Origin of the sequence: Pedobacter polaris, from assembly GCF_005116505.1 — a bacterium.
Taxonomy (GTDB): Bacteria; Bacteroidota; Bacteroidia; order Sphingobacteriales; family Sphingobacteriaceae; genus Pedobacter; species Pedobacter polaris.
Genome location: NZ_SWBR01000002.1, coordinates 1,370,193 through 1,386,105, shown reverse-complemented (window position 1 = coordinate 1,386,105; position 15,913 = coordinate 1,370,193). Strand labels below are relative to the sequence as shown.

The window sequence follows — 15,913 nt, the reverse complement described above, 5'->3', positions numbered from 1 at the left end:
CTAAATTTAAAGATGGCTATTTTTTTATTGCTGATTACCACAGCCTTATTCTATCTTCTGGTTTTTTATACAACTTATCACCTGGTTGTACATCAAAAGCTTTATACCAAGCATCCATGTTTACAGGAGCGCCAATTGTTCTGTATGGACCTGGAGAATGAGAGTCTGTTTTAATTAGTTGTGCCGCGGCTTCTGGTAATATATTTCCTCTCCAAACTTGGGCCCATGATAAGAAGAAACGTTGATCTGGGGTAAAACCATCAATTTTCTCATTGCTCTGACCTTGTTTGGTCATTTTAAAAGCGGTATAAGCTGCATTTAATCCTCCTAAATCTCCAATGTTTTCCCCCATTGTTAACTTACCTAAAACATGGATTGTATCTACAACAGTATAAGCGCTAAACTGATCTCCTAAAGCTTTTGTTTTCTCATTAAATTTAGCTCTATCTTCATCTGTCCACCAATTTTTTAAATTACCATCTTTATCGTATTGACTTCCAGTATCATCAAATCCATGACTCATTTCATGGCCTATTACTGCCCCAATACCACCATAATTCACAGCATCATCTGCATTAGGATCAAAGAAAGGAAATTGTAAAATTCCGGCAGGAAAAACAATTTCATTCATGGTTGGGCTGTATGATGCATTTACTGTTGGAGGTGTCATCCCAAAACGAGTACGATCTACTGGTTTTCCTAATCTATTAATGTTTTCATTGTAACTCCAAACACCTGCATTGCGTAGGTTTTGAAAGTAAGTTCCTCTATTAATTTCTAATCCATTATAAGTTTGCCATTTTGTGGTATAACCAACTTTAGGGGTAAAAGCATGTAGCTTTTCTAAGGCCTTTTTCTTTGTCGCATCACTCATCCATTCTAAGCCATTAATTCTAATTTCAAAAGCTTTGCGCAAGTTTACAATCATTTCATCCATACGCACTTTAGCGTCTGGTTTAAAATATTTGGCTACATAAAGTTGGCCTAATAATTCACCTATGGTACCATCTGTTAAAGAAGACATGCGTTGCCAACGTGGTGTTTGAACCTTTTGGCCAGTTTGTGCCTGTGTAAATGCAAAGTTTGCTTTTACAAAAGGAGAACTCAAATTATTTGCTGAACCTCTTAATATGTTCCATTCTAAATAAGTTTTCCAGTCATCCATTGGTACGCTTGTTAACATACCATTTAATGTTTTAAAGAAAGACAATGAATTAACTAAGACTGTATCTTGCCCGGTAATTTTGAATTTAGGTAAATAAGTTGCCCAATTAATAGCTGGAGTTACCTTGTTAAATTCGGCAATGGTCAATTTATTATAAGTTTTATACTGATCACGCATTTCAATACGACTCATTTGAGCTGTTGCGAATGCTTTCTCTAAGTTAAATACAGTTGTCGCTTTTTGTTGAGCTTCAGCTTCGCTATAACCAATAAGGGTAAATAGTGTTGCCATATAAGTATTGTATGCAGTTCTAATCTTTACACTTTGTGGATCATCTCTTAAGTAATAATCACGGTCACCCAAACTTGTTCCTCCTTGTGATATATTTACTACATATTTGGTTACATTTTTTCTGTCTTGGCTAACACCTAAACCAAACATTCCACCACCAATTCCAGAAGTACGCATATAAGCTATATGATCTAAAAGACCTTGAACATCTTTAAGCTGTTTAATTTTTTCTAAATCTGCTTTAATAGGAGTATAGCCTAGCTTTTCTATAGTGATGCTATCCATAGCTGCAGCATAAAAATCGCCAACACGTTTAGCAACAGAACCTGGAAGCGCATTTTTATCGGCAGCTGCGGTTTCTACTAAGCTTCTTACGGCTTGGGCATTAAATTCGCGAAGTTCATTAAAAGTACCCCAACGTGTTTCTTTTGCTGGTACGGGATTATTTTTTACCCATGTTCCGCTTGCATAGCGATAAAAATCATCACCTGCTTTCACGGTTAGATCCATGTTTGCTGGGTCAATATATTTTTTAGGAGCTTTTTGTGCATTAGCAGCTACACTGCTAATAACAATACCTAAAACTGCGACATAGTTTTTGAATTGAGTTTTCATACTTTAAAGAATATTTAAAGTTGAAAATTAAGAAATAGCTAATGAACAAATGTAAGTTAATAGAAATATTACTTATTAAACCAGTAATAGATTTTACTTAAACTAATTCTGCGAAAGATTTCTCCGCTAAAAAATGCTAATCTAAACGATTTCATGTTTTTCAGTTTTATATCTATTTAACATATTTTAACACTTTTTATTGTGCTGTGATGAAAATATGCTTTGAGTTAGCTAAGTTTTTAAGGTTAGAATAAGACAATAAACCTTTCCTATCTACCTCTAAATTAGTATATTTGGTATAATGACTACCGAAAAAACATACCCAGATTTAACTGAAAAGAAAGTTTATAGTGTTAATGATGTTGACGAATCATTAACATATAGCTATGCCCATTATTTGAACTGGCTTTTTGATGAAAGAGTAGAATTAATTAAAGGGAAAATCTTTAAGATGAGTCCTGCTCCATCTCGCATTCATCAAGAGGTTTTTGGAGCAATATTTTTATCAATAGGTAATTTTCTAAAAAATAAACCTTGCAAAGTTTACGGTGCTCCGTTTGATGTTCGCTTTCCAAAAAAGAGTAAAGCAGATGCAGCTATTTTTACTGTTTTGCAACCTGATATTTGTGTAGTTTGTGATTTAAGTAAACTAGATGATAAAGGCTGTATTGGTGCACCAGACATCGTAGTAGAAATCTTATCTCCAGGAAATAATAAAAAAGAACTGTTCAATAAATACCAAGTTTATGAAGAGTTTGGTGTTAAAGAATATTGGGTGGTTAGTCAAAGTGATCAAAACATTCTAATATATACTTTAAACGATTTGGGTAAATTTCAACCCTCTAAAATTTTTACTTTAGGGGAGGCAGTCACTTCTTCGGTATTGCCAGGTTTTGTTCTGGAACTGGATGATGTTTTTGAGGGTTTATAATATTAATTAATTGCGTTTATTCTAATGCCATTGTAACTTGTAAATGGAGATAGTGACCAAATATCTGTAGAAACTTCACAAGTATAAGATTGTGTGTTTTCTTGTAAGTTGCCAGCTTTTAAAATTTCGTTTTTACTTGAATATCCCTTCGGATAGATTAAACTAATCTCTCCAGTTTTTCTTGTCTTAGGATTATAATTTATCATTAAAATTCTTCCTTCAACCTCATAATAGTCATCCCAATGTGTAATTGATGTGTCAGATGGATCTTTTTGGTTTTTTAAATTCAATATTTTTCTAGTTTCGTCGATGTTTTTTCCAATTAATAATGGAATATTAAAGTATGTTTTTGGTTTTTTGGAGCAGCTCAAAAACGTAATAATTAAAATAAAGCAACTCATTAAACCTAGCTTGTCCATAAATTCATAATTTGGTTATAAGTTAATAATTTATTTTAGACGATTTCATTAATATTTAAGTTTAATATACTGTTTCTTATTTTCAAATAATTTCCAAGAATAACTTTGTCAAATTCTTTCAGCCTTGCTATAAAGTTGACAAAGTGAGCCATTTCTGCTTTGGTCTTTTGAGCCTAAAAACGTATTTTTACAAGCTAAATTCGACATCACCATATAAATGAGCATTTCTACTAAATACAATCCTACAGAAACTGAAGATAAATGGTACAGCTATTGGTTAGACAAAAAGTTTTTCCACTCTGAACCTGATGAACGTGAGCCATATACCATCGTAATTCCGCCACCAAATGTTACTGGCGTTTTGCACATGGGGCACATGTTAAATAATACCATTCAGGATGTATTGATTCGTAAAGCTCGTATGCAGGGCAAAAATGCGTGTTGGGTTCCTGGTACAGATCATGCTTCAATTGCTACCGAGGCTAAAGTTGTAGCTATGCTTAAGGAGCGTGGAATCAATAAAAAAGACATTTCTCGTGAAGAATTTTTAAAATATGCATGGGAGTGGAAAGATAAATACGGAGGCATAATTTTAGAACAGTTAAAGAAATTAGGCGCAAGCTGCGATTGGGACAGAACTCGTTTCACAATGGAAGAAGACTTATCGGAAGCGGTAATAGATAGCTTTATTCATTTGTACAAAAAAGGCTGGATTTACCGAGGTATTCGTATGGTAAATTGGGACCCGGCAGGAAAAACTGCAGTTTCTGATGAGGAAGTAATCCGTAAAGAAGTAAATCAAAAATTATATTACATTAAGTATAATATTGTTAGTCCAGACGCTGGGAAGCCTGAATATTTAACAGTAGCTACAACTCGTCCAGAAACAATTATGGCTGATGCAGCAATCTGTATTAATCCTAATGATGAACGTTTTGCACACTTAAAAGGAAAAAGCGTTTTTGTACCCTTGGTAAATCACGAAATTCCGGTAATTGAAGATGAATATGTAGATATTGAATTTGGTACAGGCTGTTTAAAAGTTACACCAGCGCATGATTTGAATGATTATGAGTTGGGTGTAAAACACAATTTACCAGTTACAGATATTTTAAATGATGATGGTACTTTAAACGAGTTGGCAGTTATTTTGGTTGGTGAAGACCGATTTGTAGCGCGTAAAAAGATTGCCAAAATTTTAGATGAGACTGGTCATTTAGAGAAAGTAGAAGATTATAAATCTCAAGTAGGTTTTTCTGAACGTACTGATGCTGCTATAGAACCAAAGCTTTCTATGCAATGGTTTGTAAAGATGAAAGAGATGGCGCAGCCTGCATTAACTGATGTTTTGAATGGTGAGGTAAATCTAATTCCAAATAAATTTGAAAACACCTACCGTCATTGGATGGAAAATGTTCGCGATTGGAATATCTCTCGCCAATTATGGTGGGGACAACAAATTCCGGCATGGTATGATGATAAAGGAAATTGGGTTGTTGCTAAAACTAAAGATGAAGCATTAGAAGAATTTTGGAAAAAGAAAAATCTAGATGGAGCTGAAGCAGATAAAGCGGGATTTAAAAATCAGTTATCGCCTTTCGTAAAACAAGATGAAGATGTAATGGATACCTGGTTCTCTTCTTGGTTATGGCCAATTTCTGTATTTGATGGTTTTAAAGACCCAAATAATAAAGACATTAATTATTACTACCCAACCAATGATTTGGTAACTGCACCAGAAATTTTATTCTTCTGGGTAGCAAGAATGATTATGGCCGGACATGAGTTTATGGGCAAAAAACCGTTTACAAATGTTTACTTAACAGGAATTGTACGTGATAAATTGGGCAGAAAAATGTCTAAATCATTGGGTAACTCTCCTGATCCGATTGGATTAATAGAAAAATATGGCGCAGATGGCGTAAGAGTTGGAATGCTAATGTCATCACCCGCTGGTAACGATTTAATGTTTGATGAATCATATTGTGAACAGGGAAGAAATTTTGCCAATAAAATTTGGAATGCTTTCCGCTTGGTTAAAGGTTGGGAAGTTGATGAAAATTTAGAAAACCCAAATCAACAAGCAATCACATGGTTCGAAAATCGTTTCAGTGAAGCATTGGCTGAAATTGAAGCTAACTTTAAGCAATATCGTTTATCCGAAGCTTTAATGGCTACCTATAGATTGGTTTGGGATGATTTCTGTGCCTGGTATTTAGAAATGGTTAAACCTGCATACCAACACCCCATCGATGCAGAAACTAAAGCGGTTACCATTACCTATTTCGAGCAGGTTTTGAGGTTGTTGCACCCATTTATGCCGTTCTTAACGGAAGAATTATATCATGATGAATTATTTGGCGAAAGAACTGAAATGGATTGCTGTATTGTTGCAGCCTATCCTACAATTGGCCAAACCGATGAGTTATTGCTAAAAGAAGCAGAGCTGATTAAAGATTTAATTTCTGAAATTAGAAACGTAAGAAATACACGTCAAATTTCTCCGAAAGATGCCTTGCCATTAAGTATTAAAGTTAACTCTGGGGTTGATTATGAGAAATGGATTAACATTGTTTTTAAATTGGCTAACATTAACGAAGTTGAGTTGGTAAATGATAAGATAGCTGGAGCTGCAAGTTTTATGGTTGGCAACGATGAGTTTTTTATTGTTTTAAATGAAAATGTAGATTTAGATGCAGAAAAAGAACGTTTAACAAAAGAATTGGAATATTTACAAGGCTTCTTAAAATCTGTTGATGCGAAATTGAGTAATGAACGTTTTGTGCAAAATGCAAAACCAGAAATTATTGAAAACGAACGCAATAAAAAAGCTGATGCAGAATCGAAAATAAAAACGATAACTGAAAGTTTAGCATTATTAGAAGGGTAATTCAAAATGAAAGTAAAAGCATCAATTCTATTTATTACATTGTCTACTATCCTTTTAGGATGCATTAGTAAGCCAAAACCAAAAATTGAGCAAATTACCTATCAGTCAAAGATTTTTTTAGAACATAGCTTAATTGAATATTTAAATAAAAGTGAAGGATTGCAGAGCGAAGACAGCTTAAAATTTACCAATGCGCTAGATTCATTTCAAAGACATGTTAAGGGTTTAAGTAATAACATCGATTTTTTGACTGAATTTCCTTTACAGGCTACCAACATTAGAGACACTTTAATAGGTGACCAACTTTTTAAAATGGCAACTTTTGAGACTTATACAGATTTATCAAGACCTAAAGGGTCGCTCCTAAACCGTATGCAACTAAGAATAAATGGAATTTTCCAGTTTATCGATGAAGCACAAGGTTTGGAATTAGGCGGCAAGTATTATCTTAAATCAATGATTTATAAACAAGGCAAACGTGCAGATGTAAATTATTATAAAAAGTCTGGTGGAAATATTTATGTTTTGGGCGTTTATCCAATGCAGGTTAAGGAATTAACACCGGTTCCAACTACGGTAAGAATGGCTAGTTTAAATTGAAATTTACAAATATTTGAATTATTAAATTTAAGCCCTTTGATGTTTTTCAAAGGGTTTTTTTATGATGTTAACGATAATCTTACACGCTAGTTTTCCCTTAATTATATTTAAATATTAAATTAGTTCGATAATTTCTAACCAATAAACACAAAATTAAACCAATGAGAAAGTTAATTTATTTATTAATGGCGATTGTTTTATTCGCCTGCTCTGAAAAACCAAAAGGTTTTGATTCTAAAATTTTCCTTGAAAAAGAAGTAAGTAATTTTGTCGAAAATAACCCAGGTTGGACAAAAAATGTGAATACAGAAGCCGAAATTACAGAGAAGTTTAAGCATAAAATGATAAACCTTAGCAATGAGGGAACGTTTTTAACTGATTTTCCATTTCAACTAGTGTCAATTTCAGATACAACTGTAAGTGACCAAGCTGTAAAAGTTGCCATATTTAAGAGTTTTAAGGATCAGGCAAGACCAAAAGAATCGCTTTTGAACCAGTTAGAGTTAGAAATTCGTGGTATCATGTCGGCTGATCAGGTAACAAATTTAGCGATTGATAAAAAATACACCTTAAAAGGAATGCTTTATAAACAAGGAAAAAGGGCAGATGTGAAATTTTTCCATGGAGCAGAAATTCCAATCTATACTTTGGGGAAATATACCTTTTGGAATATTGAAACAAAAGCACTTTAAGGATTTTTGACCTATTTCTAATTATAGAGTTTAAACATTGTAATTCATTTTAGGAACGATTGCGTAAATATTTTACATGAAGTCCTACGGTTTCTGATTAAAAAATCATATAATTGAGTTGGGTTAAATCATTTTAATCTAACCAGATATAATCTTTCAATCACCTAATTGTAGTTCTGAAATGAATAATGCAAGAAAATTAATTATAGTTGATTTTATGATTGTGAATTAATTACTGTCTATAAAATTTAACTAGATATGAACGCAAAAGCCTTCATCACATTAGCCATAGTATCTGCAGTAGTATTGCTTGGGTTTCAATCTCAACAAAAAACATACCTGCAACTTGGTATAATTGCCTCACTAGAAAGGGATAGTTTAGTGCATGCCGCTGGTTTTAAATTAAACGGTGGATCTGTTAATGCACTCATTTCTCCGTCTTTAACAGAAGAGAAATTTAGGCAAAATATTGAGCGAATAAAAGCAGCTAAATGCAAAATTTATCTGTGTAATGTGCTGTTTCCAGGTAAAATGAAAATAGCTGGACCAGATGTAAATGAGAAAAATGTTTTAGCCTATGCTGATAGTGTTTTTTTAAGAGCAGCGCAAGCTGGAGTTGAGCTTCTTGTTTTAGGTAGTGGTACATCAAGAAGAATTCCAGAAGGTTATAATGTACAAAAAGCAGAATTAGATTTTGTAGCTTTATGTAAAAAGTTAGCTGTTTTGGCACAAAAACATAAAATTAAAATAGCTATTGAGAATTTACAAAGTAAGGAGACTAATTTTTTAACCTCATTAAAAGCTACCGCTGAAGTTGTTAAGCTAGTTAATCATCCCAATTTTGGGCTTAATGCTGATATTTACCACATGCGCTGCGAAGGCGAATTGCCACAAAGCATTGTTGATGCTAAAAAATTACTCATCCACTGCGAAATTGCGGAAACAGAAAAGAGAACATTACCAGGTGTTCAGGGTGATGATTTTAGACCATATTTGCGAGCATTAAAAGAAGCAAATTACAAAGGCCCATTATTTATTGAAGCAGGTTTTACTAAACCATCAGATGCTGAAATATCATTTAAATTCCTCACTAAGCAAATTAATGAAGTGTTTATGAAATAATGACTAGGCTTATATCCAAATTTAGAATAGACATATATCAATATACCAGAAAGCAAATTATCCCAAAAAACTATAAAACTTTATTTCATGGAAAATTCGAGAAGAAAATTCATTAAACAGTCAACTATGCTTGCAGCAGCAACTTATGCCGGTACATTAACAAGTAGTGCAAAAAGTTATAGTCGGATTATTGGTGCCAATGATAGGGTAAGAGTGGGTGTGGTTGGTTTTTCTGACAGATTTAAAGATACCCTATTCCCATGTTTCCAAAACCATAATAAAGAACTTAATTTTGATATTGTAGGTCTTTCTGATCTCTGGAATTACCGGAGAGATTTGGGTATTGCGCACATTCAAGGGAAAATAGGCCATGATATTAAAGCTTGTAGAAATAACGATGAGCTTTACGCTATGAAAGATTTAGATGCCGTAATTGTGAGTACTGCCGATTTTCAACATGCCATGCATACCATCGAAGCCGTAAAAGCTGGTTGTGATGCTTATATAGAAAAACCTTTTGCAGAAACAATGGCTGATGCAAAAGCCGCATTAAAAGCAGTAAATGAAAGTAAAAAAATAGTTCAAATAGGTTCGCAACGCAGAAGCGGAGAAAACTATGCCAACGCAGCCCAATACATCCAAGATGGAAAATTTGGACCAATCACAGCTGTAGATTTAGTTTGGAATGTAAATCAACCTGGAAGGTGGCGTAGACCTGCATTAGTAGAGAAATTGAGACAAGAAGATATCGACTGGAAAAGATTTTTAGTTAATCGCCCAGCAGACACTTATGACCCAAGAAAATACTTGGAATATAGATTGTTTTGGCCATATTCTTCTGGAATGCCAGGGCAATGGATGTCACATCAAATTGATACCGTACATTGGTTTACTAAATTAAAACATCCGAGAAGTGTAGTTGCCAATGGCGGAATTTACACTTGGAAAGATGGTCGTAAAAACTGGGATTCGATGGTAGCCGTATTTGATTATGGACAACCAGATGGAAGCGATGGGTTTCAGGTAACATTTACTTCAAGAATGCAAAATAGTGTGGGTGATGTTGGTGAAGTTTATTATTCAAATGGTGGTGAATTAAACTTAATGACGAACAAGGTTTCACCAAAGGGTGGATTAGGTGAAAGAGAAGCTGCGGCAATGGGGATGAAAGCTAATTTGCTAGCTCCTTTTGATCTTTCTAAAAAAGAAATTAAAACCGCAAGTGATGCAAATATGGGAGGAGATAACTTAACTTCTGGCCATATGCGCAATTGGATGGAATGTGTAAGAAGTAGAAAAACACCAAATGCACCAGTTGAAGCAGGTTACTATCATTCTATTGCCAATATTATGACAAATGCAGCAGTACGTACAGGTTCAAAAGCCATTTTTGATGAAAAAACGCAAGAAGTGATGGCTGGTGGAAAAATCTTTAAATATTAGTAGTTAACTCGTCATTGCTAAACTTTGTCATTTAGAGCGAAGCGAAGATCTATAATCAAAAATCAACCCTATAATTATGTTCAGTTACTTTAAAAAAATTAGCCTTTTAACTCTCTCTCTAATCAGCCTCATCTCAGTGGCCAATGCTCAAAAAAGACATTTGTTTGATGGTAAAACATTAAACGGTTGGAAAATTGTTGCTGGCCTAGCTCCATATGCCGTAGAGAATGAAATGATTGTTGGTACCATGAAAGCTGGTTTACCAAATTCATTTTTAATAACAGAAAAAGAATATGGTGACTTTATTTTAGAACTAGATGTAAAGCTAGAAGGAGTGGAAACTAATTCTGGAGTACAAACCAGAAGCCATTTAGATCCAACTGCTAACAATGGAAAAGGAAGGGTTTTTGGAAGACAAATGGAAATCGATCCAACACCAAGAGCTTGGACAGGTGGTATTTATGATGAAGCAAGAAGACTTTGGTTATATCCATTGGAACAAAACCCAGCTGCAAAAACTGCTTATAAAACCGAAGAATTTAATCATTACAAAATAGAATGCATTGGCAATGAAATGAAAACTTGGGTTAATGGAATACCTGTTTCTTATGTGATTGATACTTTAGATAAATCTGGGTTTATTGGTTTGCAAGTACATGGTTTGGGTAATAAAACTTATCTAGAAGGAAAGAAAGTTTATTTCAAGAACATCAATATCCAAACAGAAAACTTAAAACCTCAAGCTTTTCCAAAAGCTACATACGTGGTTAATTTAACCCCAAATACTTTATCGGCTCAGGAAAAGGCAAACGGCTATAAATTGCTTTTTGATGGTAAAACAAATGCTGGGTGGGTTGGTGCTTATAAAGATGCTTTTCCTGCTAAAGGATGGGATATTGCAGATGGTCAATTAAGTGTGTTGCCTTCTAATGGCGCAGAATCTACCAATGGTGGCGATATTGTAAGTAAGGAACAATTTGCTGCTTTCGATTTGTCTTTTGAGTTTAAACTAACTGAAGGGGCAAATAGTGGAGTTAAATACTTCGTTACGTTGGCCGAAAAAAATGCAGGCTCTGCTATTGGATTAGAATATCAAGTATTGGACGATGAAAAACATCCAGATGCAAAACTAGGTAGAGATGGAAATCGAACATTATCTTCATTATATGATTTAATGACAGCAAAGAAAGTTTTGGGAAGTCCGAGACCAATTGGTACTTGGAATAGAGGTAGAGTTGTAGTTTATCCTAATAATAAAGTAGAACATTATTTAAACGGGGTTAAAGTTTTAGAGTATACCAAGGGCTCTGAAGAGTTTAAAAAATTAGTTGCCATTAGTAAATATAAAGATTGGAAAAACTTTGGTGAAGCTGCGAAAGGTCATCTTTTGTTGCAAGATCATGGTAACAAAGTGAGTTTTAGGACTATTAAAATCAAAACTTTATAATGCATCGTCGTTCGTTTGTTAAGAAATCAGCTTTGCTTGGCTCAGGTATTTTAATGGCTGAAAATCTTTTTGCAGGAGCAGCTTTAGCCCCAATAAATATCGCAATGATTGGTTGTGGAGATAGAGGGAAAGGAGTTTTATCTGTAATCCAGAAAATGAGCACTAAATTTAATATTGTAGCTTATTGCGATGTGTTGGATTTTAGATTAGAACAGACTAAAAAATATGTTCCTTCATCAGCTATTGCTGTAAAGGATTATAAAAAAATACTCGACGATAAAAAGATAGAAGCTGTTTTTATAGCAACCCCCTTAAACGAACATTTTAGAATTGCAAAGGATGCAGTTTTGGCTGGCAAAAGCGTTTATGTAGAGAAAACAATGACTTATGACATTGACGAAGCTTTGGCATTAAGAAAGTTGGTTAAACAATATCCAAAACAAGTTTTTCAAGTAGGCTATCAGTATCGTTATTCTCCTTTGTACTTTAAGGTTAAAGAGATGATACAAAGTGGATATATAGGCAAAGTTTCTCAAATAGATTGCCGTTGGGATAGAAATGGAAATTGGCGTAGAGCTGTTCCAGATCCGAGCCTAGAAAGACAAATTAATTGGCGGATGTATAAAGAATACTCTGGAGGATTACCTGCAGAGTTGTTATCGCATCAAATAGATTTTATTAATTGGGCTTTTGAAACACAACCTGATGAAATTATTGGTACTGGTGGGATAGATATTTATAAGGATGGTAGGGAAACATATGACAATGTTCAAGCAACCTTACGCTACAAAAATGCGGGTATGATTGGCAATTTTGGTGCAACTTGCGGTAATGCTCATGATGGTTATTTATTCAAAATCAAAGGCACAAAAGGTTCAGTTAATTTATTGCCAGATACCGGAATCTTCTATCCAGAAATGGAAACAGTTAAACAGCTAGGAATTGTTGACGGAGTAACCGGAGCTACCAAAATAGTAGTGAACAAAGATGGTGGAATACCAATTTTAGACAAACCCACTAAAGATGGAACTTTCTATGCGTTAGAAGAATTCTATAAATCAATTACTGAAGGCAAAATGCCAGTCTCGAACATTAATACCGGAACTCAAGCCTCTATTTGCGTAGCCATGTGTAATGAAGCAATTTATAGTGGAAAGACACAGTTTTGGAAGAAGGATTATTTTTAGAGGATTGTTTGTCATTCTGAGCATCGCGAAGAATCTAAGAGTTAATGTCATCCTGAGCTTGTCAAAAGGTTTTTAAGTTTGTGTCATCCTGAGCCTGTCGCAGGATCTATTGTTGATAATTGAATGGCCGTTTCAACAAGCTCAACGTGACAGACTTTGACGATCTACGGAGTTGGAATTACAATTACTACAACTCTTTATAACTAGGTAATTCTTCAACAAATAAAAATTTTCCATTGGTATGGTCAATTTTTGCATAATAATGATTTAAGCCATTGGTAACCGCCAACCAGCGAGCCTTGTAAACAGAATTATATCTTGCAGCTTGATCGAAAGTAGCTTGGGTAATTGCAATTGAAGGAGCTTTACACTCAATCACCATTATCTTTTCACCTACATTGTCATAAACTAAAATATCACTTCGCTTTCTAGTCTGATTTAAGCTCAGTCCACCTTCAATTTGTAGCAAGGCTGATGGGAAACCTTTTTCCTTCAGTAAATAGCGAATAAAATGCTGTCTAACCCATTCTTCGGGCGTTAATACCAAGTGTTTCTTTCTTATCTCATCGAAAATAAAATACAAATCATCCCTTTGGGTAATTTTAAAAGGATGGTTAGGTAGGTTAAGAGGAGTTGGATTAAACATTTATTTATCGCCAATTGAATGAGCAGAATCTACATTGTTTTGCTTCAGGGGTTCTTGCCAATTTATTGCAACTAGGACAGTTATTTAAGAAAACCTTTTCGCAATTTTCACACATTATTCTTTCAGCAGCTTTAACTTCAAAGTTATCATAGCCCTCTTTTAATAAATTTAAAATTTCAATATCTTCAGTTATCCACCCTTTTCTCTTATAAATATTTAATAGAGGATAATTAGTATTTTGTGTGATTTCCTTTAAGTCAAGCTTTATTAAAGAGTGCGTATGTCTAATAGCTAGCCTTTCCGAATCGGTTAATAATGCAGAAAAATAATTAACAATATACTTTGCGGTTTCCTGATCCAATCTATTTTTAATTTATTGTTGTCAAAGTTAATATTTGTGAATAAACTATTTCACCAAAATCGTAAATCGTAAATCGTAAATTGTAAATTTACCGCAAATGAGTGCCGTAGATATTATAAAAGATTTAAAAACCAGAAAATTTAAACCACTGTATTTATTACAGGGTGAAGAACCGTATTATATTGATCAAGTGGTTGATTATATAGAGAGTAATGTTTTAAATGATGGCGAAAGGGGTTTTAACCAAACTGTATTGTACGGTAAAGATACCGATATGGCAACTATTTTAAATGCGGCAAAACGATACCCCATGATGTCGGAGTATCAAGTGATTATTGTTAAAGAGGCACAAGATTTAAAATGGGCAAAAGAAACAGAAGGCAGCAGTAAAGAAGCTGAATTTGCTTTAAATTATTTTGAAAAACCTTTACCAAGTACAATTTTGGTTCTGGCTTACAAATACGCCAACTTCGATAAACGCAAAAAGATATACAAATCAATCTCAAAAAATGGAGTAATTTTTCAATCAGATCCTGTTCGTGATTATAAATTAATGCCTTGGATTGAAGAACACATTAAAGAAAAAGGTTATAAAATTGCACCTCAGGCAGCAGCTTTAATGGCAGAATACTTAGGTACAGATTTATCTAAAATTGCTAATGAAGTTGAGAAACTTTGTTTAAACATTAGTAAAGAAACGACCATTAATACAGAACATATTCAGAAAAACATTGGCATTAGTAAAGAATACAATGTTTTCGAATTGCAAAAAGCCTTGGCCACAAGAAATGTTTTAAAATGCAATCAGATTGTGAATTACTTTGCAGATAACCCAAAAGCAAACCCCATGGTAATGGTAATGGCAAATTTAAACGGTTATTTCACGAAGATTTTAAAATATCATTACCTGCCAAATAAAAATGATGCTGCCAAGGAATTAGGTGTTAGCCCATATTTTATTAAAGATTATGAAACGGCTGCCAGAACTTTTAATGATGCAAAAACTTTCGAAATCATCAGTTTATTAAGAGCGTATGATTTAAAAAGTAAAGGATTAGATAGTACAGGAAATACAACTGATGGGGAATTACTAAAAGAAATGCTTTTTAAGATGATTCACTAGTCATTTTACAGTTTGCAATTATCAGCTCAACTTCCAACAATTTATTAATTCAACAATATAAAAATCAAAAAATGCTAAAAGGATTAAGAACCATCGTATATCATGTTAATGATTTAACAAAGGCCAAAGAATGGTATAAAACAGTGTTTGAAATAACCCCATATTTTGACGAACCTTTTTATGTAGGTTATAATGTTGGTGGTTTCGAGTTAGGTCTAGATCCAGATCCTTCTGGTTATAAAAGTGGAAGCACTTCCATTACTTATTGGGGAGTTGAAGATATTGAAGCCTGTTTTAAAAAGTTTGTGGCAGCTGGAATTGAAGTTCATGAAGCACCAAAAAACGTAGGTGGTGCAATTTGGGTTGGCAGTATTTATGATCCTTTTGGAAATGTAATTGGTTTAATTGAAAATCCAGAGTTTGCTTCTTAGCTATTTTATTCATAAATCATAATTCGGGATATAAATTCATATGAAACATTGGCTAGTCAAATCAGAACCGTTTAAATACAGTTGGGAAAAATTTAATAAAGAAGGTCGTACTTTTTGGGATGGCGTTCGTAATTATCAAGCTCGCAACAACCTCAGAGAGATGAGGGAAGGGGATTTAGTGCTTTGGTACCATAGTAACGAGGGCAAAAATGTTGTTGGCATTGCTAAAGTGGTTAAAGAATCATACCAAGATCCAACAACCGATGATAAAAATTGGGTAGTTGTAGATTTAGTACCAGTACAAGCTTTAGATAAACCAGTAACACTAGAGCAAATTAAAGCCGAAGAAAGCTTGAAGGATATTTCATTGGTAAAGCAGGGTCGTTTATCAGTAATGCCCTTAAAAGCAACAGAATTCGATAAAATTTTAGAAATGGGCAGCTAAGCTGGTTATACATTAAAAGGTATATAAACAGCCAGTTCTTTAAGATGTAAACGAAGCGTTTTTAACTATAATGAGCTAATTAATTGGCTTGTTATTTGCTAGTTA

Annotated in this window: 15 protein-coding genes; 11 read left to right on the top strand and 4 right to left on the bottom strand. The window is 33.9% G+C overall.

The genetic code is table 11. From position 1 onward, the window contains the following. Nucleotides 1-34: 34 nt before the first annotated feature. Complete coding sequence (locus tag FA048_RS12015) at nt 35-2,071, bottom strand: M13 family metallopeptidase (protein ID WP_136841176.1); 2,037 nt, start codon at nt 2,069-2,071, stop codon at nt 35-37. A 301-nt stretch (nt 2,072-2,372) separates the two neighbouring features. On the opposite strand from FA048_RS12015, the gene FA048_RS12010 reads away from it, so the two are divergent. Beyond that, on the top strand, nt 2,373-3,002 hold the full coding sequence (locus tag FA048_RS12010) for a Uma2 family endonuclease (RefSeq protein ID WP_136841174.1): 630 nt from the start codon (nt 2,373-2,375) through the stop codon (nt 3,000-3,002). A 2-nt stretch (nt 3,003-3,004) separates the two neighbouring features. Here the strand turns inward: FA048_RS12010 and FA048_RS12005 are convergent, their stop codons facing one another. Further along, a complete protein-coding gene (locus tag FA048_RS12005) occupies nt 3,005-3,421 on the bottom strand; it encodes a hypothetical protein (protein ID WP_136841172.1) in 417 nt (138 codons plus the stop codon). Between the two features lie 217 nt (nt 3,422-3,638). On the opposite strand from FA048_RS12005, the gene FA048_RS12000 reads away from it, so the two are divergent. The 7 genes from FA048_RS12000 (at nt 3,639) to FA048_RS11970 (ending at nt 12,802) form a co-directional block, all read left to right on the top strand. Continuing rightward, nucleotides 3,639-6,311: a valine--tRNA ligase gene (locus tag FA048_RS12000; RefSeq protein ID WP_136841170.1), complete on the top strand. Its 2,673-nt coding sequence runs from the start codon at nt 3,639-3,641 to the stop codon at nt 6,309-6,311. Nucleotides 6,312-6,317: 6 nt separating this feature from the next. Then, on the top strand, nt 6,318-6,911 hold the full coding sequence (locus FA048_RS11995; RefSeq protein WP_136841168.1) for a hypothetical protein: 594 nt from the start codon (nt 6,318-6,320) through the stop codon (nt 6,909-6,911). Between the two features lie 161 nt (nt 6,912-7,072). Further along, a complete protein-coding gene (locus FA048_RS11990) occupies nt 7,073-7,603 on the top strand; it encodes a hypothetical protein (RefSeq protein ID WP_136841166.1) in 531 nt (176 codons plus the stop codon). Between the two features lie 258 nt (nt 7,604-7,861). Further along, the gene (locus FA048_RS11985) at nt 7,862-8,725 is read left to right on the top strand and encodes a sugar phosphate isomerase/epimerase family protein (protein WP_136841164.1); all 864 of its coding nucleotides are present in this window, start codon (nt 7,862-7,864) and stop codon (nt 8,723-8,725) included. Nucleotides 8,726-8,812: 87 nt separating this feature from the next. Continuing rightward, complete coding sequence (locus FA048_RS11980; protein WP_136841162.1) at nt 8,813-10,168, top strand: Gfo/Idh/MocA family protein; 1,356 nt, start codon at nt 8,813-8,815, stop codon at nt 10,166-10,168. Between the two features lie 76 nt (nt 10,169-10,244). Continuing rightward, nucleotides 10,245-11,615, top strand: a complete 1,371-nt coding sequence (locus FA048_RS11975; RefSeq protein ID WP_136841160.1) for a 3-keto-disaccharide hydrolase — start codon at nt 10,245-10,247, stop codon at nt 11,613-11,615. Beyond that, the gene (locus FA048_RS11970; protein ID WP_136841158.1) at nt 11,615-12,802 is read left to right on the top strand and encodes a Gfo/Idh/MocA family protein; all 1,188 of its coding nucleotides are present in this window, start codon (nt 11,615-11,617) and stop codon (nt 12,800-12,802) included. Before FA048_RS11975 ends, FA048_RS11970 begins: the two co-directional genes overlap by 1 nt. Before the next feature lie 187 nt (nt 12,803-12,989). On the opposite strand, the gene FA048_RS11965 is transcribed toward FA048_RS11970, so the two are convergent. Beyond that, on the bottom strand, nt 12,990-13,448 hold the full coding sequence (locus tag FA048_RS11965; RefSeq protein WP_136841156.1) for a type I restriction enzyme HsdR N-terminal domain-containing protein: 459 nt from the start codon (nt 13,446-13,448) through the stop codon (nt 12,990-12,992). Nucleotides 13,449-13,452: 4 nt separating this feature from the next. Continuing rightward, nucleotides 13,453-13,809: a hypothetical protein gene (locus FA048_RS11960; protein ID WP_136841154.1), complete on the bottom strand. Its 357-nt coding sequence runs from the start codon at nt 13,807-13,809 to the stop codon at nt 13,453-13,455. Nucleotides 13,810-13,906: 97 nt separating this feature from the next. On the opposite strand from FA048_RS11960, the gene holA reads away from it, so the two are divergent. From holA to FA048_RS11945, 3 genes are all read left to right on the top strand, one after another. After that, nucleotides 13,907-14,932: a DNA polymerase III subunit delta gene (holA, locus tag FA048_RS11955; RefSeq protein ID WP_136841152.1), complete on the top strand. Its 1,026-nt coding sequence runs from the start codon at nt 13,907-13,909 to the stop codon at nt 14,930-14,932. Nucleotides 14,933-15,003: 71 nt separating this feature from the next. Then, nucleotides 15,004-15,363 (top strand): VOC family protein, encoded by a 360-nt coding sequence (locus tag FA048_RS11950; RefSeq protein ID WP_136841150.1) that lies wholly within the window; start codon nt 15,004-15,006, stop codon nt 15,361-15,363. A 40-nt stretch (nt 15,364-15,403) separates the two neighbouring features. Further along, nucleotides 15,404-15,808, top strand: a complete 405-nt coding sequence (locus FA048_RS11945; protein WP_136841148.1) for an EVE domain-containing protein — start codon at nt 15,404-15,406, stop codon at nt 15,806-15,808. The last annotated feature ends 105 nt before the right edge of the window (nt 15,809-15,913 follow it).